The sequence below is a fragment of the Leptolyngbya sp. CCY15150 genome, from assembly GCF_016888135.1.
GTDB lineage: Bacteria > Cyanobacteriota > Cyanobacteriia > RECH01 > RECH01 > RECH01.
The window spans coordinates 21,540-45,849 of the sequence record NZ_JACSWB010000143.1; the positions used below are offsets into that span (position 1 = coordinate 21,540).

The 24,310-nt window shown below is 52.2% G+C and carries 18 protein-coding genes and 1 pseudogene; 9 read left to right on the plus strand and 10 right to left on the minus strand.

Annotated elements, in window-relative coordinates:
• Positions 1-533: 533 nt before the first annotated feature.
• From JUJ53_RS05005 to JUJ53_RS05015, 3 genes are all read right to left on the minus strand, one after another.
• Entirely contained in the window at positions 534-1,370 is an 837-nt protein-coding gene (locus JUJ53_RS05005) for an FkbM family methyltransferase (protein ID WP_204150889.1), read from the minus strand.
• Between the two features lie 111 nt (positions 1,371-1,481).
• Positions 1,482-3,842 carry a 1,4-alpha-glucan branching enzyme gene (glgB, locus tag JUJ53_RS05010; protein ID WP_204150890.1) on the minus strand — a complete coding sequence of 787 codons (2,361 nt, stop codon included), beginning with the start codon at positions 3,840-3,842 and terminating at the stop codon, positions 1,482-1,484.
• Between the two features lie 655 nt (positions 3,843-4,497).
• Entirely contained in the window at positions 4,498-5,328 is an 831-nt protein-coding gene (locus JUJ53_RS05015; protein ID WP_204150891.1) for a TlyA family RNA methyltransferase, read from the minus strand.
• A 329-nt stretch (positions 5,329-5,657) separates the two neighbouring features.
• Between JUJ53_RS05015 and JUJ53_RS05020 the strand changes: the two genes are divergently transcribed.
• The 3 genes and pseudogenes from JUJ53_RS05020 to JUJ53_RS05030 all read left to right on the plus strand — a co-directional run bounded on the left by JUJ53_RS05020 (position 5,658) and on the right by JUJ53_RS05030 (position 9,298).
• A complete protein-coding gene (locus JUJ53_RS05020; protein WP_204150892.1) occupies positions 5,658-6,722 on the plus strand; it encodes a PstS family phosphate ABC transporter substrate-binding protein in 1,065 nt (354 codons plus the stop codon).
• 186 nt (positions 6,723-6,908) lie between these two features.
• Positions 6,909-7,160: pseudogene (locus JUJ53_RS05025) on the plus strand (UPF0175 family protein).
• A 194-nt stretch (positions 7,161-7,354) separates the two neighbouring features.
• Positions 7,355-9,298, plus strand: a complete 1,944-nt coding sequence (locus tag JUJ53_RS05030; RefSeq protein ID WP_204150893.1) for an AbiA family abortive infection protein — start codon at positions 7,355-7,357, stop codon at positions 9,296-9,298.
• Between the two features lie 84 nt (positions 9,299-9,382).
• Here JUJ53_RS05030 and JUJ53_RS05035 read toward each other — a convergent pair whose 3' ends face one another.
• Together JUJ53_RS05035 and JUJ53_RS05040 are read right to left on the minus strand one after the other, a co-directional pair.
• Entirely contained in the window at positions 9,383-9,703 is a 321-nt protein-coding gene (locus JUJ53_RS05035; protein ID WP_204150894.1) for a DUF5615 family PIN-like protein, read from the minus strand.
• Between the two features lies 1 nt (position 9,704).
• The gene (locus JUJ53_RS05040; protein ID WP_204150895.1) at positions 9,705-9,923 is read right to left on the minus strand and encodes a DUF433 domain-containing protein; all 219 of its coding nucleotides are present in this window, start codon (positions 9,921-9,923) and stop codon (positions 9,705-9,707) included.
• A 221-nt stretch (positions 9,924-10,144) separates the two neighbouring features.
• Between JUJ53_RS05040 and JUJ53_RS05045 the strand changes: the two genes are divergently transcribed.
• Positions 10,145-10,516 carry a calcium-binding protein gene (locus JUJ53_RS05045; protein WP_204150896.1) on the plus strand — a complete coding sequence of 124 codons (372 nt, stop codon included), beginning with the start codon at positions 10,145-10,147 and terminating at the stop codon, positions 10,514-10,516.
• Between the two features lie 72 nt (positions 10,517-10,588).
• Here the strand turns inward: JUJ53_RS05045 and JUJ53_RS05050 are convergent, their stop codons facing one another.
• The gene (locus JUJ53_RS05050; RefSeq protein ID WP_204150897.1) at positions 10,589-11,212 is read right to left on the minus strand and encodes a DedA family protein; all 624 of its coding nucleotides are present in this window, start codon (positions 11,210-11,212) and stop codon (positions 10,589-10,591) included.
• Positions 11,213-11,470: 258 nt separating this feature from the next.
• Between JUJ53_RS05050 and JUJ53_RS05055 the strand changes: the two genes are divergently transcribed.
• Positions 11,471-12,100, plus strand: a complete 630-nt coding sequence (locus tag JUJ53_RS05055; protein WP_204150898.1) for an FMN-dependent NADH-azoreductase — start codon at positions 11,471-11,473, stop codon at positions 12,098-12,100.
• Positions 12,101-12,176: 76 nt separating this feature from the next.
• On the opposite strand, the gene JUJ53_RS05060 is transcribed toward JUJ53_RS05055, so the two are convergent.
• The 3 genes from JUJ53_RS05060 to JUJ53_RS05070 form a co-directional block, all read right to left on the minus strand.
• Positions 12,177-12,620: a heavy metal-responsive transcriptional regulator gene (locus JUJ53_RS05060; RefSeq protein WP_204150899.1), complete on the minus strand. Its 444-nt coding sequence runs from the start codon at positions 12,618-12,620 to the stop codon at positions 12,177-12,179.
• A gap of 89 nt (positions 12,621-12,709) precedes the next feature.
• Positions 12,710-14,257: a mercuric reductase gene (locus JUJ53_RS05065; RefSeq protein ID WP_204150900.1), complete on the minus strand. Its 1,548-nt coding sequence runs from the start codon at positions 14,255-14,257 to the stop codon at positions 12,710-12,712.
• A gap of 112 nt (positions 14,258-14,369) precedes the next feature.
• Positions 14,370-15,146, minus strand: coding sequence for a TVP38/TMEM64 family protein (locus JUJ53_RS05070; RefSeq protein ID WP_239124792.1), 777 nt, complete (start codon positions 15,144-15,146; stop codon positions 14,370-14,372).
• A gap of 503 nt (positions 15,147-15,649) precedes the next feature.
• Here JUJ53_RS05070 and JUJ53_RS05075 point away from each other — a divergent pair.
• The 3 genes from JUJ53_RS05075 (at position 15,650) to JUJ53_RS05085 (ending at position 21,333) form a co-directional block, all read left to right on the plus strand.
• A complete protein-coding gene (locus tag JUJ53_RS05075) occupies positions 15,650-16,837 on the plus strand; it encodes a DNA double-strand break repair nuclease NurA (protein ID WP_204150901.1) in 1,188 nt (395 codons plus the stop codon).
• 221 nt (positions 16,838-17,058) lie between these two features.
• Complete coding sequence (locus JUJ53_RS05080) at positions 17,059-17,898, plus strand: DUF4230 domain-containing protein (RefSeq protein ID WP_239124793.1); 840 nt, start codon at positions 17,059-17,061, stop codon at positions 17,896-17,898.
• Positions 17,899-18,078: 180 nt separating this feature from the next.
• Positions 18,079-21,333 (plus strand): hypothetical protein, encoded by a 3,255-nt coding sequence (locus JUJ53_RS05085; protein ID WP_204150902.1) that lies wholly within the window; start codon positions 18,079-18,081, stop codon positions 21,331-21,333.
• Positions 21,334-21,542: 209 nt separating this feature from the next.
• Here JUJ53_RS05085 and JUJ53_RS05090 read toward each other — a convergent pair whose 3' ends face one another.
• Positions 21,543-21,749, minus strand: coding sequence for a glycogen debranching protein (locus JUJ53_RS05090; RefSeq protein ID WP_204150903.1), 207 nt, complete (start codon positions 21,747-21,749; stop codon positions 21,543-21,545).
• Positions 21,750-21,964: 215 nt separating this feature from the next.
• Here JUJ53_RS05090 and JUJ53_RS05095 point away from each other — a divergent pair, with 215 nt between their 5' ends.
• A complete protein-coding gene (locus JUJ53_RS05095; protein WP_204150904.1) occupies positions 21,965-24,136 on the plus strand; it encodes a PAS domain S-box protein in 2,172 nt (723 codons plus the stop codon).
• Positions 24,137-24,310 lie beyond the last annotated feature (174 nt).

A 24,310-nucleotide genomic window follows, 5' to 3' on the forward strand; every position in this document is an offset into this window, starting at 1 on the left:
TTGTAACTCATTGATTAGCAGAGTTCAATGAATACACGTAGAACTTTATCATCCCTTTAAAGAAAATAGCCTTAAAACAGTTGGCTTTAAAGACTGGAATAGCCTTGAACTTTGCCCCGTAGCTGTTTTTACACGAAAAATATTAAGTGTTGACAACAGGACGCATTGTATTGCAACCGTAAAGACCATGTTCCAAAACCACATTCAAAAGCAGCTCACTTTAAATACTTTCTTTAAAATATTTGATCTTAGGGGCAATGACTTGTAAAGAGACGGATCTCTAATTATTCTGCTGGGGTGCTATGGAAACAAGAGAGAAAAATCTATGCCTAGGTTATTCTGTACATCGCTGTTGTTGATGGTCTAGCCTGAAAAGCGATCGCTCTCGTTCAATATCGTGACGTATGATGATCTAAATTAGACTGTGTACCCATGTCGGTACCAATTCTCATTTCGAGACGAATATTTCTTATTTTAATTGTTGGGTTAATTAGCCCTACTGGTTTAGATGGATAATCAAGGGAGCGATCGCCCTAGAATTGCACTTGATGGGTAAACAGAAGATTGAACAATCCGTGATCGTAGGCTTGATGGGCTGCTAGTTTGATCAACTGTTCGCTCCGCCCATCGAGGAGGTAGCTGTCATACCCTAAGGATGCCATGAAGCTTCTTAACTGCATTTGGCTCGATCCCAGTTTTTGCAGCCCAAACGCATTGATTTCCACAATCACGAAGGGTGGACGCAGGGTTTCTAAGGTATGTTGACCACCCCGTAGGATCAGGTGTTCGGCACCCTCGGTATCAATTTTGATCAGTTTAATCGCGTCTAGACCATGCTGCTGCACCAGAGCATCTAGGGTGGTCATGGGTATGGTTTGGACAAAGGGATTATCTTGGCTCTTGGTATTAAAGGGATGGTCTCCCACATTCCACAGGGCATGACCACCATCATTGTCTAGATTGAAGAAAAACTGCGTTTCTTGTTGAGTATCGCCGATCGCTCCATGGATCACCTGCACCTGCTGAAAATGATTAATCGCTACATTATGGAGAATTCGCTTGTAGTTGGATGTTTCTAGCTCACAGGACATAACCATACCCGTCTCGCCCACGAGCATGGCGGCAATCAGGGTGTAATAGCCAATATGTGCGCCAATATCAATCATGCGATCGCCGGGTTGCAAAAACTGAGGAAACCATCGAACGACCTCAGGTTCATACATCAGCCCTTGGGAAAAAGCATCCAGCATCAACGCTTGGGTAAACTCCTGGGGATTGAGGAACAGCTTGAGGATGGTCGATCCCTCCCCCTGTTGAATACTAAGCTGAATGGTTTTGCCGATGCCTGGCTTGGACGGAGATGAACTCATGGAACCATCGTTACCGTAGAGGGATGATCAAAAAACTGCCCCCAACCTAGCGGATGAAGGGCAGTTCTGTCTATGAGCTTTAGTTTTGCTTAGCCTACGCTAAGACCTAGGCTAGGGTGTTTCTGAGGCTTCTGCGGTGATGCTTTCAGCGCGTAGCTGTTTCGCGGCAGCGATCGCGTCCTCGGTCTTCTTGGCATCCAGCTTCAGAATTAGAGTAGACAGGGGCGGTAGGCAAAGATCGATGGAGAAGGGACGATTGTGGAACGCCCATTCTTCTGCCCATTTGCCGCCTAAGTTGCCCATGTTGCTGCCGCCGTAGTCGCGGGCATCACTGTTAAATAGCTCGGTGTAGAAGCCGGACTTGGGTACACCGATGCGATAGTGGGAATGGGGCTGGGGCGTGAAGTTGCAGACCACGACAATAAATTCATCGGAGTCCTTAGCCCAGCGAATGAACGAAACCACGCTATGGCGATTGTCATTACAGTCGATCCATTCAAAACCCTGTTGGTCAAAGTCTTGGGTATAGAGAGCGGGTTCACTGCGATACAGCTCATTCAGCTTAGTGAGGCAGTGCTTGAGTTTTTGGTGCGGTTCATACTGCAGCAGCCGCCACTCTAGATCTCCCCAAACGTTCCACTCACTCCACTGCCCAAACTCCATGCTCATGAACAGGGTTTTTTTGCCAGGATGGGCAAACATATAGGTATAGAGACAGCGAAGACTAGCAAACTTTTGCCATTCATCGCCGTGCATCTTGCCAATCATGTTGCTCTTGCCATGCACCACCTCATCGTGGGACAGCGCCAGCATGAAGTTTTCGGTGAAGGCATACATGATGCTGAAGGTGACGTTGTTCTGATGGAACTGGCGGAACCAGTGATCCATGTGGAAGTAGTCGAGCATGTCATGCATCCAGCCCATGTTCCACTTGAGATTGAAGCCCAAGCCGCCGACGTAGGTGGGCCAAGACACCATGGGCCAAGAGGTAGACTCTTCGGCAATAGATAGAATGCCGGGGAAGTAGCTGAAGATGACGTGGTTCATCTGGCGGATGAATTCTGCCGCTTCGATATTTTCCCGACCGCCGTACTGATTGGTGACCCATTCTCCGGGCTCGCGGCAGTAGTCGAGGTAGAGCATGGAGGCGACGGCGTCTACCCGAATGCCATCAATGTGGTACTTGTCGAACCAGAAGAGAGCATTGGCCACGAGGAAGTTGCGCACTTCATTGCGGGCGTAGTTGAAAACGAGGGTGCCCCAGCCCTTATGTTCACCTTTGCGAGGATCGGCATGTTCATACAGGTGGGTGCCGTCGAAGAAGGCCAGACCGTGGCCATCCTTGGGAAAGTGCCCCGGTACCCAGTCCACAATCACACCGATGCCATGGGCATGGCATTGATCCACGAAATACATGAAGTCTTGAGGGGTGCCGTAGCGGCTGGTGCAGGCGTAGTAGCCCGTCACCTGATAGCCCCAGGATCCGTCAAAGGGATGCTCGGCCACCGGGAGCAGTTCAATGTGGGTGAAACCCAGGTCTTTGACATAGGGAATCAGTTTGTCCGCCAACTCGCGATAGGTGAGGAAGCGCGCGCCGGGCTTGAGATCTGATACTTGGATGGCGGGCTCAGGCTTGCCGTCGGCTCCCAGAGCCGGTTCGTCAGAGGCGGCATGGAGCCAGGAGCCTATGTGAACTTCGTAGATCGATACGGGCTGGGTGAGGGGTTCGGAATGGCGGCGTTGCTCCATCCACTCTGCATCGTTCCAGGCATAGGAATCTAGGTCAGCCACGATGGAGGCGGTTTTGGGTCGTATTTCTTGCTGGAAGCCGTAGGGATCCGATTTTTCGTAGATGTGACCGTCGTGGTTTTTGATCTCGAACTTGTAGCGATCGCCCACCCCGACTTGAGGAATAAACAAATCCCAAACTCCGTTACCGGTGCGGCGCATTTGGTGTTTGCGTCCATCCCAGAGGTTGAAGTCACCCAGCAGGGACACATTGCGAGCATTGGGTGCCCAGACGGCAAAGTAAACGCCCTTGATGCCGTCCATTTCAACGGTGTGGGCCCCAAGCTTCTCGTAGATGCGGTGGTGATTGCCTTCGGAGAACAGGTGAATGTCTAGATCGGTGAGCCCCGGAGAGCGGAACGCGTAGGGGTCATACACGACTCGCTCGTGCTCCCCTTCTTTAATACGCAGTTGGTAGTTGCTGAGTTCGGGGCGATCGATGACGCATTCAAAAAAGTGGGGATGGTGTACCGACTGCATCGCGTGCTCAGTGGGCACTGGATAATCTTTGCCAGCGTTGGGGCAAATCACCCAAGCTTCACTAGCTTCTGGTAGATAGGCGCGAATGACCCAGACCGATTTGCCGTTGAGGTCAATGGGGTGAGGCCCCAACACATCAAAAGGATCGTGATGCTGATTCCAGACAATGCGATCGATTTGATCGGAAGCAACGGTCTGCGTCATATAAAGTACCTTCCTAGGGTGAATCACTCAATGAGCTGGGCTAAAGAAGAGTAGCGATCGCCTGCTGATGGGCAAATCGCAATTAGGCTTGCTGTGATACTATAGGCTGCTTTGAGTCAACCGAGAGAATGACAAAGAACAAGTCATGCCATTAAATTCTGTAAATCTATTGTTATAAACTGTAACAGAACAGCGGGAAGTCTCACCTTTTCGTTCCAACATTTTGAGAATAGCAGGTGTTTTAGTCAGCCGTGCATCCCTCTCTAGTCTGGTGGAGCGGCTAGGCTGTGATCTAGATCGTGCTTTTGGAACCTTTCGGTCACACTACAGCGTCGTTGGGCATGTCATAGATAGGGTATCGGTAGAGGTGGTCAGGCTTGCGCTCTGGGGCAGGAATGTTCCTGACGCACAGTGTAGCTGTAAACGATTCCTAAATAATGCATTCGTCCTCCTCGACCCTTTTGTCTCTTGGAGTGTGGTGGTATGGCTACGTCTTCTCAAGCCCGACTTGTGGCATTACTTCATGCCGTGATTGTGACCTTGACTCTCGCAATTCTGTTTGCATCCCAATCTGAACCAGAACCCTATAGTACTAGCCAGGCTCCGATCTCCTTTTTCCGAGTCCTGCTGCGTTGAGGGCGATCGCTCTATGCCTTTACGTTACCAAACTTGTTTGGGCCGTTTGGGTCACGGTCTTGAGCTGCTCTAGAGTGGGCATTGACTGATCACCGCGATCGCTCAGCCATAGCAAATATTCGATATTCCCGGCGGGGCCCGTAATTGGCGACCAGGTGAGCCCCTGGTAGCGCCAGCCCAAGGCCTCGGCTGCCGTGCAAACCTGGGCGATCGCATCGGCCTGCACCGTTGCCTCTCGCACCACGCCCTTTTTACCCACCCGCTCACGCCCCACTTCAAACTGAGGTTTCACCAGCAGTATCACCTCTCGGGGAGGCTGCAAAAGTGCCCAGAGGGCCGGCAGAATTTTGGTCAGCGAAATAAACGACACATCCACCACGCCTAGATCCGGGAAGGCGATCGCCTCGGTTGGCTCAGCAACGCCATAGAGATCCATGGGCGTCAGATGGCGAATATTGGTGCGTTCTCGCAACACCACTCGGGGATCCTGGCGCACTGTCCAGGCCACTTGCCCATAGCCCACGTCGATGCCGTAGACTTTGGCCGCACCGTTTTGGAGCAGACAGTCCGTAAAGCCGCCGGTGGAAATGCCGCCATCCAGGGCCAGGCGATCGGCAAGGGGAATGGCAAAGTCTGCTAGGGCCTTGGCCAATTTTTCACCGCCCCGAGACACATAGGGCGATCGCGCTTTGACGGTAATCTCTGCAGCGTCGTCAATATCGGTGCCAGGCTTGTCTACCAACTGTTGATTCACCCGCACTTCTCCAGCTCGAATCAGCCGCTGGGCCTGCTGACGGGAGTCGCATAGGTTGCGGTCTACTAGCAATTTATCGAGGCGTTGTTTGCTCAAGGGGCGATCGCCAACAGAAGAACGCTCCCTATTCTACGATTTTTTCCCCCACCTACCGGAATCCTGAGGCGGCGGGCTGAGGATGTTCATAGGCGTATGTGTTCGAGGATGCACGTGGGTCGTCAGCGATACCTTTAGGATGGATCTCTTGGATGCATCGAGGACAGGTTGTGAGTCCTACGCTAGCCCTACCTGTTGCTGAACCAGGTGATGAACTGGGCGCAGGAAGAACGGCGGTTCAACCGCACAGTTCAACCGCACAAAAGATATCAAACGCTGGAGTGGAGCGTCATTTTCAGCAATGCCCGTACATGAACGAAACTATTCCTATGACTCAAAAAAATGATACGGCTGTCCTCGTCACATCCCTGATCGTCACCATTGGATTGCTGGGAGTTGGTGCCTGGTGGTTGCTGGGGCAATCTGGGCTAAATCTCAGCGGCTCACCAGACAATACCTCCAGCTCATCATCGACCAGCACCTCTAGCAGCACGTCGTCGAGTACGGGGCAAACAGCCAACACCTTTGCCGCCGTGACCGATGTACCGGAGGGGGTGTTTAACTATGGCGGTAGCACTACTTGGGCTCCCATTCGCGGCACCCTCGACCCGGTTTTGCAAACTGTGCATCCTCAGTTTCAGTTGCGCTACACTGATTCGCCCAATGCACCGCCGGGGTCGGGGACGGGCATCACCATGCTGCTGAATAACCAACTAGCCTTTGCCCAATCGTCGCGATCGCTGCGTACGGATGAATATGAGCAGGCCCAGCAACGCGGCTTTAGTTTGGTGGAAATTCCGGTTGCCCTTGAGGGGATTGCGATCGCTGTCCATCCTGACTTAGATGTTCCAGGGTTAACGGTGCAGCAGGTGCAGCAAATTTATCGCGGTGAGATTACCAACTGGAATCAGGTGGGTGGCCCCAGTCTACCGCTGACGCCCTATTCTCGTCCTATGGATGGCGGGACAGTGGAGTTTTTTGTAGATACGGTACTTGGCGGACAAAGTTTTGGCGGCAATGTGCAGTTTATCTCAACTACGACAGAAGCACTGCGCGTGATTTCATCTGATGTTGGCGGTATTTACTACGCCTCTGCACCAGAGGTGGTGGGTCAATGTACGGTGAAACCGCTTCCCCTAGGGCGATCGCCAGATCAGTTTGTGGCTCCCTATCAAGCTCCTTTGGTGTTGCCCGACCAATGTCCTGCCCAGCGCAATCAGTTAAATATCGATGTGTTCCGCAGTGGTGACTATCCCATTACCCGACAGATGTTTGTGATTGTGCGTCAAGATGGGCGATCGGCTCAGCAGGCGGGGGAAGCCTATGCTAATTTACTTCTCAGTGACCAAGGTCAGGAACTGTTGGAACAGGCTTATTTTGTTCCGTTGCGTTAGGGTGTAGATTATCTATGTTCAGCTTGGGTTGATTGTAGGGAGAGGGGCGATCGCCCTTCTGCTATCCCAATGAATGACTCTGGCTGTCCTATGCCTAAAGCAAGCTGCACTCGAACTAGGTCACGACGTCGTCTCACCCAGCCGCCAGACCTCTACAATTGAATGTAAGCGCGTGAGAGCATCCTGATGCAAATTACCCTAAACCTACCTGATAGCCTGAGTCAGACTGAAACCTTTACCCAGAGGAACTAGCTCCGAGAAATTGCCATTGCCCTGTTTCAGCAAGAACGGATTTCCCTCGGACGAGCTAGCAGAATCGCCGAGATGGAAATCATGGACTTTCAACAACTGCTGTCAGATCGCGATATTTGTGTCCACTACGATGTGGAGGACTTTGCGCAGGATGTTCAGCACCTACGCGATCGGGGCTGGCTATGATCATCTATGCAGCGTGTTTTAGCCATTGCTCAAAAACCTCAGTCAAAAAAGTCAAGGTAGTCAGTAGAAAGACATCTAACATTGCGTTGGGGTGGGGAATCAAAAAAGATTATTGGTGTGTGAAGAAGGGCTGATTTTATGGGTACTCTATATCAAATCAAGACTTCTTCTGGAATTGTAGTGAAATCGTAGCAATGACTAAGAGTAGCACAACACAACTTGGGTATTTCATAAATTCTGATCTATGGCAAGATGCACTGGATCTTCTTAATTTTCAGATCAAACAGAAGAGGAATAATAGGCACTTTAATACCCTTAGCATGTTTTATTATGAGAAGTTAGATACAAATTGCCTAGATCATCTTACAGAAGAATATTTCAAGACAAAAATATCCAGCAGCCTTTTTTATGGCTTAAAGGAAGAGTTCTCTGTTCTTTCCTATGTCATACCCAAAACAGGTCTTGGACTAAGAGATTATAAATTTTTTACCTACCCAATGAGAGCTTTGTACTATTCTATTGGACTTTATTTTCTTAAGTTGTCGCAGGAATTTCTGGTTGAAACATACAAGAAAATTAATAGTATTGAAGCTTTTTATGGTGGGAACCTCGTCTACAAATCTAACGAGCTCCAAATTAATCCCAAGAACATGTATTACCGTAGCTTTCATGAAAGCTTTAAGTCAAAGATTAAAGAAGAAACCAAGCTAGAAAACCCAAATAAAATAGTGCTAAAACTTGATATCGAGAATTATTTCAATGAGCTGTCGATACACATATTATTAAATCTTCTTGGTCGTTTTATTAAGCCAAGCGTTCAAGCTAACTTGGCTTATGATGTATTCACAAGAGAGCAAATCGTCTGCTTATTCCAATTTATCTCAGGCGGCAAGTCCGGCATTCCTCAGTCAGACAATAATATTATTTCAAGCTTTATTGGTTATTTGTATTTGGTTTTTGGCGATCTATTTATTGACGATATACTAAATAGCTATAAACACGTTATTGACTCGCACAAAATTATTAGATATACCGATGATATTTATATATCTATAACATTCAAGGATGCTATTGATCAAAAAGATCAGGGACTACTTGTGCATTCGATTGCTTCTCAAATTGCCGAAGATCTATATAGTAAGCTTGGTCTTAAGCTTAATCTCAAAACACGGCTTTTTAGATTATCTCAACAAGATGAGAAAGAAGAGTTATTGAAAAAAATTAAAAAATCATCACTCGGTGACGAGTATTTCAGTGCTACCCAGGAAGAGGAGGAAGAGGAAGAGTCTGAACCTCCTGCTAAAAACCCCCAAAAGAAACTAGACGAAATATTTGAAGAGTTAGGGAAAATTAAAAATTCCAGAGTAGAAGACTATTTTGTTAGAGATAACTCAGTACAAGAGGAAATTCTTCAAGAAGTATTTGACAAAAGTGTTGAGCAGATTCTCGATAAGCCAGAGAACAAAGAGAAGATAGAAGAAATTTTTAATGGTTTCGACTTTAACTTGGTTAAAGCACAACCTCTTGAAATATTAATCATCCTACTTAAAGACGCAAATGCAGTTAATAAGTTTAAGGAATTTTATTTAAGCAAGAAAATTATCACCATAGGTGATGCCGACTTGATCGTCAAGTTCTTGTGCCAGACTGACTTTGCTGATCAAGGATTCTTAGAGAAGTTGAGGCAAAACTTTCACATGAGAAGTATTGTTGACATTTTTCTCGATGGCAAGCTAAATTGCTCTCAACCTGGGTATTATAATCTTACCTGTATGCAGATGAGAAAATTATCTGACATGCCTGACGTTCTTGAGCAGACGAGATTACGAGTTTTGAGTGAGAAAGGTGCATCTTATTCCGTTGCACTCAATCATTTGGTTAATGAAATCCATGCTGTCTGCATAAAGCAAGAACAAGCAAATAAGAAGACTTATGATGTTAATGATGTAGTCAAGTTTTTGCAGTCGAAGGGTATCCATCATGAGGTATGTATAAAAGTCAGAAACCTATTTGATCGTAGAAACTCTAATCGTGTTTCACATCCAGGTTCTGATGAAAGTCTTGCTTGGGAAGTCACAGAGGAGGAGTATCTGGATTACTATAAGCATGTTGGGCGATGCTTAGATTTTCTCTTGTAGTCTTGGCTAGAGTAAGTTAAGCCACGCTTCCTACTTTGATATTCGGCATTGCTGAATTGTCCGATGATTTAGTACTGATAGCTTTTACATACCAACTACTATAGCTTGACCTTTAACTACGGCATCTAAAACATCCAAAACCTTAGGTGCTAGAGGCTTAAGATCTGCTAAACGATTCGATGATGCTTGTAAAACAACTATTGCGATATCTAATTGAGATAGGTTCTGCTGAAATGACAAGTTGCGATCAACTGTGATGAATACATCAAACTCTTGTTCCGCAAGCGCAAGGAGCTGACCGTTCTTCACGCCTGCCCATCCCATCTGTGGAACTGTTTTCACCTCATGGTTAGGAAACTCTCTCGCAAGTTTGCGATCAATGCACTCATCCAGCAGGATTTTCATCCTATGCCACCATGCCAACAAGTCGTTTTCCAGCTTCTTCCAGTAGGGTGATGACCTGTTCTTGAGTGACAGTCGGAAACCCATCCAAAAAATCGTTGATAGATTCTCCTGCTTTGAGATAGTCCAGCAGCGTCTGAATAGGAACCCTAGTACCAGCAAAAACTGGAGTACCGCTCATAATGTCAGGAGATGCGCTGATGACTGGGGAGTTTTCAAGCATACGTCGTTGACCTCTAGACTTCGTACCTACAGTCTACCAATTCTCCACAGCAGCATCGTCTAAGATGGCTTCAGGGTAAGCGATCAACGCAGTTCAACAAGTATTGACAACAACACTTGCGGGGCAGAGTTGCTATTGCTGTTCATTTTGGCTTACGAGATAATTGCTTACACAGATTGGGCAGAAGGTCGTTAAGGGCGATCGCCCCTAGGAGGACATGTATGGCGAAAGTTGAACGGGATGAAGAGCGGGAAGAACGGATCACGATGGAGATTGTGGTGGATACCTACGGCCCGGAAGAGCAAGCGATGGGCTGGTACTACTACTTGCAGGACACCCTACAATTTCCCTTCACCGCCACCCGTATCCTTCAGCGGCGTATTGTCCCGTTGAAGGAAGACGCACCGGTGACTGTGGTGGGTATGGCATCGGAGGGTGAGTGTGAGCAGGAAATGTTTGTGGAAATTGAGTCGGATGGCGATATCTTGGCAGTGCCCTTGATCCAGATTGAAGCCCCAGAGGCCGATGCAAAGACCCAGCAAGCGATCGCTGACTGGCATTATTGGGTGAATCAGGGATATGAGTTTGGGTAGGAGATGGTTCAGACTGGATTGTTTTGGCTGTTGGAACGCAAGGTGATCCAGTCTATGAACCTGCCTGAGTGATTAGTCCTGCTCTTGGAGCTGACGAGATTCTAGCCAGAGGGGAATCACAATCCAAGCTGCTACTAGCGCTAGGGCAAAGAGGGCAAACTTGGCCACGTCGCTAATCAACTCCTCTAGGGGAATAATCTGCCCGGCAAAATAAGCCAGGGTCACCATGATTGAGGCCCAAGAGGCTGCACCAATGAAGTTACAGAGCAAAAACTTGGGATAGGGCATTTGGGAAAGACCGGCTAGGGGGCCAGCAAAGATGCGTAGGAGCGCCACAAATCGCCCTAGGATGACGGCTCGCACAGCATTTTGGGCAAACCGTACCCGCACCTCAAGCATTTGCTCTTCCTTGAGACGAAACAGTCGCCCAATGCGAACCATGAGCGGCCATCCGCCATAGTAGCCAATCCAATAGCCGATGTTGTCGCCTACCACGGCACCGGCGATCGCACTGGGCAACACAAACCAATAGTTGAGTTCTCCACTGCCGGCGAGGAAGCCACCAATGAGCGTAATGGTTTCACCGGGGAGGGGAATGCCTGCGTTTTCAAGCATGATGCCAATGCCGACCGCCCAGTAGCCATACTGCTGAGCAATTTCTTGTAGAGTTTCTAGCGACATTAGCTCCAGGGACATAGAGGTCAGCCTTTACATGGGTTAACATTTTCTTTCAATATCGTGACGCAGGTGAAAGGGTCGTGTCAATTGACATCTCTCAGTTAGCCTGCGGGCGAGTCTGGGTTTAGCCTAAGAATTCGGTGCGGTGGGCCAGATCCTGAGAAGATTTGTAGGGCAAGCAGATCCATCGGCTGTTCTGGGGCACTCTGAAGGGGCCTGGCTGGTCTTAGATGATGTCTTTGCTGTTTACTGTGTTCTGTATCGGCGTTCAACACTATGTCTACCTTGCTACATATTGACTCCAGCCCGCGAGGCGAGCAGTCGGTTTCCCGGCGGTTCACGCGCCGGTTTGTCACGTTGTGGAAAATTAAACACCCCGGCGATCGCGTCATCTATCGAGACTTGGGCCGCCATCCTGTTCCCCATGTGAATGAGGAATGGATTTCCTCTGCTTTCACGCCACCGGATGCGCGATTGATAGACCAGCAGCAGGTTCTCAGTCTGTCGGACATGTTGATCGATGAGTTGATTACGAGCGAGCGCTATGTGTTTGGGGTGCCCATGTATAACTTGAGTGTACCCTCCACCTTTAAGGCCTATATCGATCAGGTGGTGCGCATTAACCGTACGTTTAAATATGTAGATGGGGAGTATCAAGGATTACTTCAAGATAAAAAAACATTGGTGGTGACCACGCAGGGCGATCGCTCCTCTAAAACAACGGTGCATCCGCTGCCAGATTTTCAGGAGCCCTATATTCGATCGATTCTGGGGCTCATTGGTATTACGGATATCACCTTTGTAAACTTAGATAACCTAGAGGGCGATCGCGAAGCTCGGGCGCAGTCTATCAGTTCTGCGAAGGTGCAGGTGAAGCAACTGGTCAAGGACTGGTCTGGTCAGTAGTCTGTGGCTGCAGGGTATGACCTAGGGAGCTTCTACGTCATGCCATACCGCGATCGCCGCTATTCGGCTGGAGATGTTAGGCCGTTTGGGGCTGCCTGGCAGAGGATTGTAGGATGGGGCAAATCATGGTGTCTGATGAGCGATCGCTGGCCTCGTCGGGAATTTGCATGAGGGCGGTTAGCTCTTGCTTAAGGGTTTGCAGTTGCTGGATGCGATCGTCTATGTCGTGAATTTTGCGCTCTAGGTTCTCGCGCACCTCTGCACAGGGCAACTGACCTTGGTCGTGAATCTCTAGGATATGTCGGATTTCCTGGAGGCTAAAGCCCAGCCGCTGAGACCGTTTGACAAAGGCTAGGCGGGTCAATGTGTCTGGGGAGAACAGCCGAAAGCCTCCTTCTGTGCGGCTAGCGGCCTGCAGCAGTCCAATTTCTTCGTAGTATCGAATGGTTTTGATAGACACCTGGCTCTGGGCATGGAGTTCGCCAATTTTGAGCAGGGGTAGAGAAGCAGATTGGGTCATATCATTGACGTCATAATAGATTGCCAGCGCAGGGGGGCAACGCAACAGCGATCGCCCATGGTGTAGCGATCGCTGGATGGAACTTACCCTTAGGATAGCTTGGTTAGCAACCCTAGGAAGCGTTTCGAGGTAGGAGTTAACAAGGTACGGCGATAGGCATCGGCTGCTTTTTTGATGCCCTCGGCTTGGGTCGGGTAGGGATGAATGACGCCGGAGAGGGTGCTAAGCCCCAATCCACCTACCATGGCGGCGGTAATCTCGCTGATCAGGTCACCGGCATGGCGGGCAACAATGGTCGCACCGAGGATTTTATCGCCCCCACGGGTGTGGATGATTTTGACAAAGCCTTCCGTCTCACCATCGGCGATCGCTCGGTCTACGGCGCTCATAGGAATTTTGATCACATTGATATCAATACCTTGTTTCTGGGCATCTCGTTCATAGAGACCCACATGGGCAATCTCTGGATCCGTGTAGGTGGCCCAGGGCATCACGAGATTGCTGAGGCGATAGCGACCGAGACCAAAGGGAGAAAAGAGAGTATTTTTTAGAACAATCCGAGCTGCGGCATCGGCGGCATGGGTAAATTTCCAGTTCATGCAAATGTCCCCAGCGGCGTAGATTTTGGGGTTGGTGGTTTGCAAATAGTCGTTGACCACCACACCGCGCCGCTGATCGTAGTCCACACCGACGGCTTCTAGGTTCAGGGTCTCGACATTGGGTGCCCGACCAGCTCCAGCCAGAATCTCGTCCACCTCTAAGGTATGGGTTTCGCCTTGACAGCTATAGTGAATCACCTTGCCGCTGGGGGTGCGTTCCACGCGCTGCAGGTCGCAACCGAGGACGAGTTGAATGCCATCTTGGATGAAGGCCTGTTGCACAATGGCGGCAGCATCCGGATCTTCTTTGTTGAGCAAATGCTCGCCCCGGTGGAACAGCACCACCTGGCAGCCGAGGCGGTGGAAGGCCTGGGCCAGTTCACAGCCAATCGGGCCGCCGCCGATCACCGCTAGGCGTTGGGGGCGCTCGGTGAGGTTAAAGACCGTTTCGTTGGTGAGAAAGCCGGCCTCGGCTAGACCTTCGATGCTGGGACGCACGGCCCGGGCTCCGGTGGCAATCACGGCTTTCTTAAACGTCAGCCGTTGCCCCTGCACAACGACGGTATTGGAGTCCACAAAGGCACCGTCACCGAGGAAGACATCAACGCCAATTCCCTGAAAGCGATCGGCGGAATCATGATGACTAATGCCGGCCCGCAGTTGGCGCATCCGTGCCATGACGGCGGCAAAGTCTACGTCAATCTGGTCGGGTGGATGGATGCCAAAGGGAGCTGCGTTGCGCATGTCTGCCACCACCCGCGAAGAGCGAATCAGGCATTTTGAGGGCACACAACCCACGTTTAAACAATCACCACCCATCAAATGCCGCTCAATCAGCGCCACCTTCAAACCCAGTCCCATACCTGCAGCTCCGGCGGCCACTACTAAGCCCGCCGTGCCAGCACCAATCACCACCAAATCGTAGCGATCGCTTGGGGTAGGATTCGTCCAATCCGCCGGATGGACATGGTTCACCAACTGTTGGTTATAGTCATCCATCGGGGAGATGGGCGCAGCTTCAAAGGCAGAATAGGACATGGGAGGTATGGGGTAAGGGAATGCAGGGCAAGTGGTGGATGGCGAGGGGGGATTCAGCATTGAAGGCAATCTAACGCACAAGGCTGGCGCTAGGGGACGAGGTGAGCGCTATCTAGCTGGGTTCATCCATGGCTGCGGCTGGATTGTCGAGATCACCGACTTCCTGAGCCAAGGCCCGGCGAGCAATGCGGGTGACAAACCAGGTGACCCCAAAGGTGGTGATCAAACCGACGATGAACAGGGCATATTCTGCAGGGCTCTTGGGGCGATTGCTCTGGGTGAACAGAGCCGCTAAACTGCCGACAGCAGAGCCCAGGTAGGTATAGAGAAGAGTGCCGGGAATCATGCCCACAAAGCCGATGACGTAGTCGCGCAGGGAGACCCCCGTGATGCCAAAGGCGTAGTTCAGCAGCACAAAGGGAAAGACGGGGGAGAGGCGGGTGAGCAAGACTATTTTTAGCCCCTCGCGACCCACGGCCTGGTCAATCGCCTGGAACTTGGGATAGGCTTCTAGCTTTTTCGAGACCCAATCGCGGGCTAGGTAACGCCCAACGAGGAAGGCGGCTGTTGCACCTAAACTGGCACCGATGAACGCATAGATCGATCCAGCCCCAACGCCAAACAGGGCACCTGCCCCCAGGGTCAGCAAGCCACCGGAGACGAAGGCTACCGTCGCAACCAAATACACAGCAATCAACGCGATGGGCCCGATCGCTCCCAGACCGGCAATCCACTCTAGGGTAGATTGAATCGTGGTCTGAATGGGAGAGCCGGGGGTGGTATCTTGAGCGATCGCTGTGCCGGTGCTCAGGAGTAAACCGAGGATGGAAAATCCTATCATCAATACAAGGGTTGAGGATAAACGAACTGGAGACAGGTAACGCGTCATAGGGATAGTCCGGTGAGGAAGCAAGGGTGGTGTATTGCTAATCCTAATTTAGAGGGACGTTGCCCCTAGGACATGATGCCTATCTAAGCAAAACATAAATGTTTCCTGAGAAGATTGGAATCTACAGGATGTCGGTGATGGGCAGGATACCTAGGATCTGTTTGGTCAGAACGTATGTACTAAATCTCGGGATTTGGTGTAGGATGGCAGTAGATTTTGATAGGCATGACTCCAGTCTTAGTGAAGAGCTTCCTCCAGCCTCTTCTTCAACCTGTGATACAAATCCTGGATTTTGACCTAGTAGGGTGCCGTTAGGCGAAGCCGTAACGCACCATCTTGGTACAACACACCTAAAAAGATGCATTAGGGACTACTTGCAAGTCTTGTTAAAAGATAATTTTCAGGTTTTTCTAATGCGCTGCTTTAGTTGTGTTGTAGTACTTGGAGCGATCGCGAGGGATTGGGTCGATCGATGAATTGAACATAGCTTGTGAGCGATCGCCGTGTTAGATCTGACCAAGTTGGCCCAGCAAATGCAAGGCATAGGGCAGCATTTAAATCAGGAAGCCGCTACGGTGCGACAGCGTCTCGACCGGGCGACGGTGCTGGTGGCCCAGGCGGCAGAGCGACAGGCTGAGCTGGTGGCACACCATGACACCTGGGGCGATCGCTTAGGGTTCACCGCTGCTTGCCCCATTGAGCCCTTGGACACGGCTGTACCCCTGACGGCGGCCCCCAATGCCCACAGCGTTTTGGCTACCGACGGTTCTCAAATCGCGCCCAGCCACCATGAAATTGCCTACTGCTATCTGGTGAATGTGGGGCGGGTGGCGTTGCACTACGGGCAGTCGCGCTATCCGCTGCTGGATAGCTTGCCTGAGGTGTTTTATCGCGCCGAAGATCTCTATGTATCGCGGCAGTGGGGCATTCGCACTGAGGAGTGGATGGGCTACCAGCGCACGGTGTCGGAGGCGGCAGCTTTGGCAGACTTGGCGATCGCCTGCCAATCTCCCCAGCCAGGGGCAGCTCCGAGCCTAGCTATGGTGGATGGCTCGTTGATTTACTGGTTTTTAGATCCCCTGCCCCATGAGGCCCGCGATCGCCTTCTGCCGCCTATTCTTGCCGCTTGGGAACGCCTACGGGCCGCCCGCATTCCCCTGGTGGGTTACCTGAGCGCCTCCCGCAGCAGTGAAGCACTGAACTTTTTGCGGCTGCACACCTGCCCCCACGCCACGCCCGACTGCCAAACCCACTGTGCCGGCCAGTCGGAGACTGCTCCCTGCCAGGTGTTGACGCCCCTGCGGGATACGGTGCTTTGGGGATTACGGCTGCAGCCGGGGCAGCGCGGCCCCTTTTGGCGCAGTTCGGCCCACATTCTGTCTCTCTATGGTGAGCATACGATTTACTTTTGCTATGCCCATGTGGGGTCTGAGATTGCCCGCATTGAAATGCCGGAGTGGGTGGCGCTGGATGACACTCTGCGGGACATCGCGCTTAGCTTGACGCTCACCCAGGTGCAAAAGGGCTACGGCTATCCGGTGGCGTTGGCGGAAGCTCATAACCAAGCGGTGGTGCGAGGGGGCGATCGCTCTCGGTTTTTTGCGTTGCTGGAACAGCAGATGATCCGGGCAGGTTTGCAGAATATTGGCACATCTTATAAAGAAGCCCGTAAGCGGGGCAGCATTGCCTAAAGACGTCTAGGGAAATAATGGTTGGGTTGTAGAGGGCGTTCCCTGAGCGAAGTCGTTGGCGTAGCCGCCCCAAGGGGGCTAGGGAACGGGGAGCACGGGTATTGACGTACAACTCCTAGGACTGGGGATATCTGGGGGCGATCGCTTGGAACTCGGGTTAGCATGAAGCTGTCAGGAACAAAGAGTAGGATGAATCAATCTAACACCGGGGGCTATTGAGGATGCGTAACCTGCAAGAGGTTCAGGACAACCAGGCTCAAAATCAAGAGATGCAGAGCCAGGATAAACAAGGCACAACAGCGCCAGCTAGCGATCGCCCCTTGGATCGGGCACCAGAACCGAGGCGATCGCGCCCTGTGCTGACGGCGCTGCAATATATTGCTCTGCTGTCGGTGGCGGGTCTGTTTGGATCCTTGTCCTTTGGTCTGATTAGCACCTGGCGCACGGGCTCTAGCCTGATGTCGCGGTTAACCGCTCCCCAACCGCCCGCCCAGGTAGACGTGCGCACCGTGCTGGTGCAGCAGGTGCGGGGCGCAAGTGAATTAACGACGGCAGTCTTTGCTATGGAATCGGTGGTGCCGGCCAGCCGCGATCGCACCCTAGCTGGCTACACGGTTGGCACCACGACGCTGCTCTACATGGCCTATGGAGAAGTGCGGGCTGGCGTGGATCTGAGTGACATGACGCCCCAAAATATTCAGGTTGATGGCGACCAAATTACCGTCACCCTACCGCCACCCCAAATTCTAGATAGCAAAATTGATGTAGCTCGATCGAGCGTTTATGACTACGATCGCGGCTTTTTGGGTCTCGGCCCCGATGTGGCTCCAGAACTCCAGCAGCTTGCCCAAACCGAAACCCTGGCCAAAATTGTGGAAGCTGCCTGTCGGGAAAATTTGCTAGACGAGGCCAATGTCCGAGCTGAACTTGTGGTAACGCAGCTTTTGAGCACCGCTGGCTATGGAAACGTGACCGTTGAATCTCAGTCTGCCGACCCTGCCGCCTGTGCTGCCGCTTCAACGACTCCAGCCCCCACCCCTGCGACAGAGACCCAACCGTAATCTAACCGTCATCGGCTGGTCATCTAAAGCACCCCATCTGCCGAGCCCTTTGGGAATGTCTGCCCAATTAGTTGCCAAATCATTGGCAATCTCCTAGTGTTGTAACCGCGAATATTGACTAGAATTGGCCCAGCGGGTTCACCTTTGAACGGCTCATGGTGCAGAGGACTATCAACGCTCATGTCGAATGGTGCAGACAATTCGTCTCCAGCTAGCCCCAAGTCTCGCCTAGCCCGTTGGATTCATCGGGTGCTAGGCGATCGGCGCATCCGCGTCAAGTTTCGCCTGCAGGGTAATCATCTTTACATCCTGTGCGAAGGCTCGCCCTGCCCTGATCAATCTCGGGCCCTGCTACGGCTGCTGCCGGCTTTGAAAAAGGCCCCTATCAACAAGCTGCTGCCGTCTTCCGAGCCGGAAATTTATCAAATTTTTCTCTACGGTCGAGTCACTGGGCATTCCCATCCGCTTTGGCAGGTGCCCATTTCTCTACACCAGCTCGATCGCCACTTAGAGGATCTTTACGGGGAGCCGTCAAGGGCGCAGCCTACGATCCCAGAACCCCAGCCCGCTTCCGCCATCACCCTATCCAACCGAAGCTTGGCACGGCAGGGCAAGGTGGAGGCGATCGCAGCCTACCTCAGCGAGACCCTAAGTAAGCTGGGGGTTTCGGTACAGGTACGCAGCCGACCCTTGCCCTACGAAAATCCTACCGCTGCGGTGGTGGATGGAGCCCAGATGCCTGCGGTCAGTCAGCGTCTATGGGTGACCTGTGAGGCCAGCTATAGTCCTGATCCGTCCCTGATTTCTGAGCCGGTGACCCAGCAACTGCGTGGGTTGGAGCTAGAAGGATTTCGAGATGCGGTGGTGTTCATCCAAGTGCGGGGTGAGTCGCGGCCGGATTGGGTGCTGCGGGTTGATCTAACTCCGGCCCAGGAAATTTTGAAGGAATGGGCCCGTTGGGGCGATGTTGATGCTCTAACTCGGCTGTTGAACCAGGCGCTGGCCGAGGCGCGGGTGGGCATTGCCACAACGCTTTTGAAGCAATCCACTCTGCATTTAACCTGCTGCTGGCTGCCGGCGGCGGCGCGGCAACTGGAGACCCATACACCGCCTCCCATGGAGCGGGTGCGATCGCTGATTACGCAAACCATCGATCGCCTTGGGCCCCAAGGCATTCACCAGGCTGTGCTCTATGGGCAAGTGCCCGAGCAAAACGATCCGGGCTGGGTGGAATGGCTGAGCTTGCCAGCTAGCCAGCATCAGGCTTTGGCAGAACCACCGACGATTTTGGCGCGGCGGGGAGATTGGGAAGCGATCGCCTTCTTGCTGAGTCGGCTGCTGAATCCTAATCTCGATCGCCATCTGGCTACCGCTGGCATTCGCCTCAAGCTGCTGCCCAAGGGCGATTTACTTCATGTCATGTGTGATGCGGCCATCTGTCCCGATCAACAGAAAGTGGGACGGGCGATCGCTAAATTTTTGAAATCTCTGCGCATCCCCAACCTATCTGGCGTCCGGGTCTACGGTCGGCGGGCAGGGCAAAAACGTCCCCAGTGGAGCTATGGCATAGACTTTGTGCGCCGCCAGCGGTTTGTGCCGGAAGCCAGTCCAGACTTTGCCGCCACCGATGCCCTGGTGGGCGATCTGCTCCTGCGCCCCGATGATGGTATTTTCCGACCGGATATTACCCCAGAGGATCTGAAAAACCGCTGGGATCAACGGTGGCGATCGCTCTTGCCGGCGATTCAGACGGGCCTGATTCGTTCGCAGTTGTTCAGCCCCTGTGATCAGACCGAATCGATCAGCGTGCCTGAAGCCAGCAACCGGCAAATGGCGTCGCCTCAGTCCCCGCGCAACGTGGCCTTGATCTGGGGAACCGTGGGGCTCTTGCTGCTGCTCCAGTGTGATTGGCTGTTGGGGCAATGGCTCTATGCCGCGCCAGAACCATCGGCGGATGACCTAGCTTATCTAGAAGACCATTCATCCCTGCTCTCGACTTCGCCGCTGCCACCCCTGCGATCGCCCGACCCGGCTGAGGAACCAGTCGCCCCTGAGTCCACGGCTCCAGCCAACTTGGCCCTGCCCGAGGATTGGACAGCAGCAGATGTTGATGAAAATGCCTTTGATGCCGGTGCTTTCACTCAGCCCGATGAGACGGTGGTGGTGGGAGATGCTGCGGGAGAACCTGAGGGCGATCCCGCCGCTAACGCATCTCCGCCCGTTGCCCCTCTCCCTTCGCCAACCGCGTCTCCTGCCCTTCCCCCCATTAACCTACCCCAAGTAGAACTCGCCGATCCTGATCTAGAGCTGCCCCTCCCCTCCTTCAACAACCCTCAGCTCGATCAAAAACTCGCCCTGTATTACCAGCATCTGGAGCAGTATGGTGCGCCGGATGTGTTGATTATCGGTAGCTCTCGGGCCTTGCGTGGGGTGGATCCTACAGCTCTGCAGGCAGAACTGGCCACCCTTGGCTATGAAGATGTGACCGTGTTCAACTTTGGCGTGAATGGGGCGACGGCTCAGGTGGTTGATTTAGTCATCCGGCGGCTCTTGGTGACTGAACATTTACCCAAGCTGATCCTGTGGGCCGACGGAGCAAGGGCATTTAACAGCGGCCGCACCGATCGCACCTATACAGGCATTGCCTCCTCGGAGGCCTACCGGGAATTAAATGCGGGAACCTTGGCTTTGCCGGTGGTGGATGCTAACCGGATTACTACCCGTCCTACTGCCCAGACCACGAGGGAAAATGTAGGATTTTCGCTCCAGGAAAGCTATCAGACGATGGATCGGTGGCTGAGCGATCGCTTGGCCCAAGGCTCCACGGTTCATGCAGAACGCGATCAGGTTAAATACTTGTTGCAACGTCAGTTCGCTGATTGGCTGCCCCGGCCGGCCGCTTCGGATACCCCCGTGATGATGACCCTCCCGGCAGAGTCTGCAGCAGTAGATGGCACTCTTCCCACCGATCTAGAAGCTATGGACAGCCAAACCCGCACAGACATTCGGGGATTTTTGCCCCTAGCTGTGGAGTTCAACCCTGCTACCTACTATCAGCAATATGCAAGGGTGTCTGGCAGCTACGATCGCGACTATGAAGCCTTTCGCCTAGAAGGTCAGCAGGCCGAAGCCACCCAGGCCGTTCTAGCTACTGCCCAAGAGCATGGCATTCCGCTGGTCTTTGTGAACATGCCGTTGACCGATGAGTATCTTGACTCGGTGCGTCTTGGCTATGAGCAAGAGTTTCGCCAGCAGCTTGTGAATCTATCGGTGAACAACAGCGCCTTCATCTTCCGAGATTTGGGTGAAATTTGGCTGGATCAATACCAATACTTCTCGGATCCAAGTCACCTTAACCGGACTGGGGCCTTTTCGGTTTCCCAACGTCTTGCCCAAGATCCAATGATTCCTTGGGCTGTAACTACAGAAGACTAGCTCAGAATGTTGCTGCATCAGGGGTTGACCTGCTTGTAGCGTTACCTTGCGATATGGTTTGCGATCACGAACCGTGAGCGAGACGCTCACGCTCGCCATGCATGCACCATCAAGGTCGTGGGAGCATCTTGCTCCCATGGATTCCCTATCTTCCTTCAACAACGCCCTCTGTTTCCGAGCGCGATCGGAGCACCCGTTAGCAACGCCGCCTAGCTGAGCTTGAGGGCGTTGACGGGGACGTCATCCCAGGAGTCTACGGTGCGCAGACGGGCCACCCAGCCATCTGCTTTTTGGTCGGCGGTGAGGTTTTCTTGAAACGAAACATGGCAGGCTTCGGCCTCGGTCTCGCTATCGCAGGCAATGCAGGCATAGATAATACCCAGGGGATCAAGCTGCTCATTTATCCAAATAGTCACGGTGTGGTTTTTCCCCTATATGATCGCTATGGCTAGGTTCTTGAAATTGCGGATGTCTCAACGAACACCCGCAGTCTATCCTACAGAATTCGCCCAGGAATTGCAGCCGAGATGGGGTATTTCTTCCAATTTGGGACAGGGCTGGAAACCCTAGCCTATGATTGAACTACAGCCGCTTCTGCTCCATGTGTCTCAGGATCGGCTAGCTGCGACCTATGGTATCTATTAGCTATCCCGATGAATCTGTACACTTACCGGCCCTGCGCGATCGCCTCCTGGCCCTAGAGCAGGATATCGCCGAGCATGGCTCTGGAACGGCGGCAGCTCGGTGGCGGGCAGAACTGGCAGCGATCGCCGCAGATCTCGACCAAGCCTCTTGCCATCCCAAGCCTGCTGAACGGGTGGCGAAGGAAAGCGATCGCCCCTCTTTAGATTACCTGCGTCATGCCTACCAGGTGCTGGACTTCCATCTAGAAAACTTGCCCCTCGCCTTTATTGAATGGGATGCCCAGTCTAGGATCCGGCGTTGGTCAACCCAGGCGGAGGCAATTCTAGGTTGGCAAGCCGAGGAGGTCATGGGTAAGACATTGCAGGATTTAAACTTTATTCATGAGGATGATTGCCAAAGCGTCATGCAGGTGAAAGAACGTCTGCTGCGAGGAGAACAGCGGATCATTCATCGCAACCGCAACTATCATAAAAATGGCTCGGTGGTGTATTGCGAATGGTATAACTCGTCGCTAACCGACGAACAAGGGCAGGTAATTTCAGTGTTGTCGGTGATGCAGGACATTACCGAACGCCAGGCAGCAGACCTGGCCCTAGAAACAAGTGAACAACGCTATCGCCAGCTCTTTGATAGCGCCAACGACGCAATCTTTGTGCATCCATTGAGCGCCGAAGGGCAGTTATCTAACTTCTCCGACGTGAATACCGTAGCTTGCCAGCTCTTGGGCTATAGCCGTGAGCAACTCATGCAGCGATCGCCCAAGGATATTAACCTGCCGGAGATGAATGACCAGTTGCCAGAGATTACCCAACGCTTGCAGCAGGATCACCAAGCTCTGTTTGATATGGTGTTGCTTAGCCAGACGGGTGAACCCATTCCCACGGAGATCAACTCCCATTTGTTTGAGCTAGAGGGAAAGCTGACCGTGCTGTCTGTGGTGCGTGATAGTCGCGATCGCAAACAGGCAGAGCTAGAAATCCAAGCCTGTATCCAGCAAGAACAGTCTCTCAACCGCGTGGTGCAGACCATCCGCAATTCGTTGGATATTCAAACTATTTTTTCTACTGCGACTCGCGAGATTGTGGATCTCTTGGGCATTAGCCGCGCCTTAATTGTGCAGTATTGTCCTGAGCAAGAATACTGGCAACATGTTGCCGAGCATCGATGTCACGAGAGTTTACCGGATACATTAAACACCATCATTCCCGATCGCCATAATCCTTTTGCCGAACGCATCAAGCGCGGAGAAATCATCTGTATTGATCAAACCAGTACCATTGAAGACCCCATTAACCAAGCGCTTGCCGATCAGTTTCCCGGTGCTTGGCTGATTGTGCCCCTCAGAGTCAATGGTGAGACGTGGGGGGCGCTGACGCTGATGAAAGAGGCTAGTCATGCCGGATGGCAGGCGTCTGAACTCGAACTGGCGCACCGAGTCACGGATCAACTGGCGATCGCTATCCAGCAGGCCCAGCTCTACCATCAGGCCCAAGAGCAACTGGCCGAACGGCAGCGGGCTGAAGCTGCGTTGCGAGAATCTTTGGCGGAAAAAGAGGTGCTGCTGGCGGAAGTGCATCACCGGGTCAAAAATAACTTACAGATTATTTCTAGCCTACTCGATCTCCAGGCCAACCGCACTCAGGATCCAACCGCTCGGGACGTTCTGCGGCAAAGCCAAAGCCGGGTCAGCAGCATTGCCCTGATCCATGAACACCTTTACCAGTCCCATGACCTGTGCAACATCAACGTTGCCCAATATGTTCGTCGGCTGACCGCAGACCTCTATCGCACCTACGCCACCTCCATCCATCCTGTCACCCTAGAGCAGGTCATGGATCCCAGCATCCATATTGGCGTCGATCGGGCGATCTCCCTAGGTTTGATTCTCAATGAACTGATTGCCAATGCTTTGAAACATGGCTTCAAGTCCGGTCAATCTGGCACTCTCACCATGTCCCTCCAGGCTGTTAGTCCTGATGAATATGCACTGTCCGTTGGTCATGACGGCCTTGCCTTGCCCTCCGACTTTGATCCCCAAGCTCCTCAATCCATGGGACTCAAGCTCGTCTCTATTTTGATCCAGCAGCTTAAGGGACGTCTAGAGTGCGATCGCAGCCCTCAAACGGTGTTTACCGTTTATTTCCCATCGCAAAGTTAAGTAAATAATCTTTATAGTGTATTTTGTTTGCTAAGGGTTAAGATGAGCATAGGTTCAAGCAACCGGTTCAAGCACCACTCTGTTACCCTCAACAGAGTCATCTTGTCCCCTGTTATCCGTAGGATGAAATGTAGATGATAGATGCATGGCTGGCTGGATAGTCCGCTGCCACCA

Bases quoted from the DNA above. Each gene is read 5' to 3' on its own strand.
- JUJ53_RS05005 (WP_204150889.1), bottom strand. From the start codon at position 1,370: ATGAGTTCATCTCCGTCCAAGCCAGGCATCGGCAAAACCATTCAGCTT.
- glgB (WP_204150890.1), bottom strand. From the start codon at position 3,842: ATGACGCAGACCGTTGCTTCCGATCAAATCGATCGCATTGTCTGGAAT.
- JUJ53_RS05020 (WP_204150892.1), top strand. From the start codon at position 5,658: ATGACTCAAAAAAATGATACGGCTGTCCTCGTCACATCCCTGATCGTC.
- JUJ53_RS05030 (WP_204150893.1), top strand. From the start codon at position 7,355: ATGACTAAGAGTAGCACAACACAACTTGGGTATTTCATAAATTCTGAT.
- JUJ53_RS05035 (WP_204150894.1), bottom strand. From the start codon at position 9,703: ATGAAAATCCTGCTGGATGAGTGCATTGATCGCAAACTTGCGAGAGAG.
- JUJ53_RS05040 (WP_204150895.1), bottom strand. From the start codon at position 9,923: ATGCTTGAAAACTCCCCAGTCATCAGCGCATCTCCTGACATTATGAGC.
- JUJ53_RS05045 (WP_204150896.1), top strand. From the start codon at position 10,145: ATGGCGAAAGTTGAACGGGATGAAGAGCGGGAAGAACGGATCACGATG.
- JUJ53_RS05050 (WP_204150897.1), bottom strand. From the start codon at position 11,212: ATGTCCCTGGAGCTAATGTCGCTAGAAACTCTACAAGAAATTGCTCAG.
- JUJ53_RS05055 (WP_204150898.1), top strand. From the start codon at position 11,471: ATGTCTACCTTGCTACATATTGACTCCAGCCCGCGAGGCGAGCAGTCG.
- JUJ53_RS05060 (WP_204150899.1), bottom strand. From the start codon at position 12,620: ATGACCCAATCTGCTTCTCTACCCCTGCTCAAAATTGGCGAACTCCAT.
- JUJ53_RS05065 (WP_204150900.1), bottom strand. From the start codon at position 14,257: ATGTCCTATTCTGCCTTTGAAGCTGCGCCCATCTCCCCGATGGATGAC.
- JUJ53_RS05070 (WP_239124792.1), bottom strand. From the start codon at position 15,146: ATGACGCGTTACCTGTCTCCAGTTCGTTTATCCTCAACCCTTGTATTG.
- JUJ53_RS05080 (WP_239124793.1), top strand. From the start codon at position 17,059: ATGCGTAACCTGCAAGAGGTTCAGGACAACCAGGCTCAAAATCAAGAG.
- JUJ53_RS05085 (WP_204150902.1), top strand. From the start codon at position 18,079: ATGTCGAATGGTGCAGACAATTCGTCTCCAGCTAGCCCCAAGTCTCGC.
- JUJ53_RS05095 (WP_204150904.1), top strand. From the start codon at position 21,965: ATGGTATCTATTAGCTATCCCGATGAATCTGTACACTTACCGGCCCTG.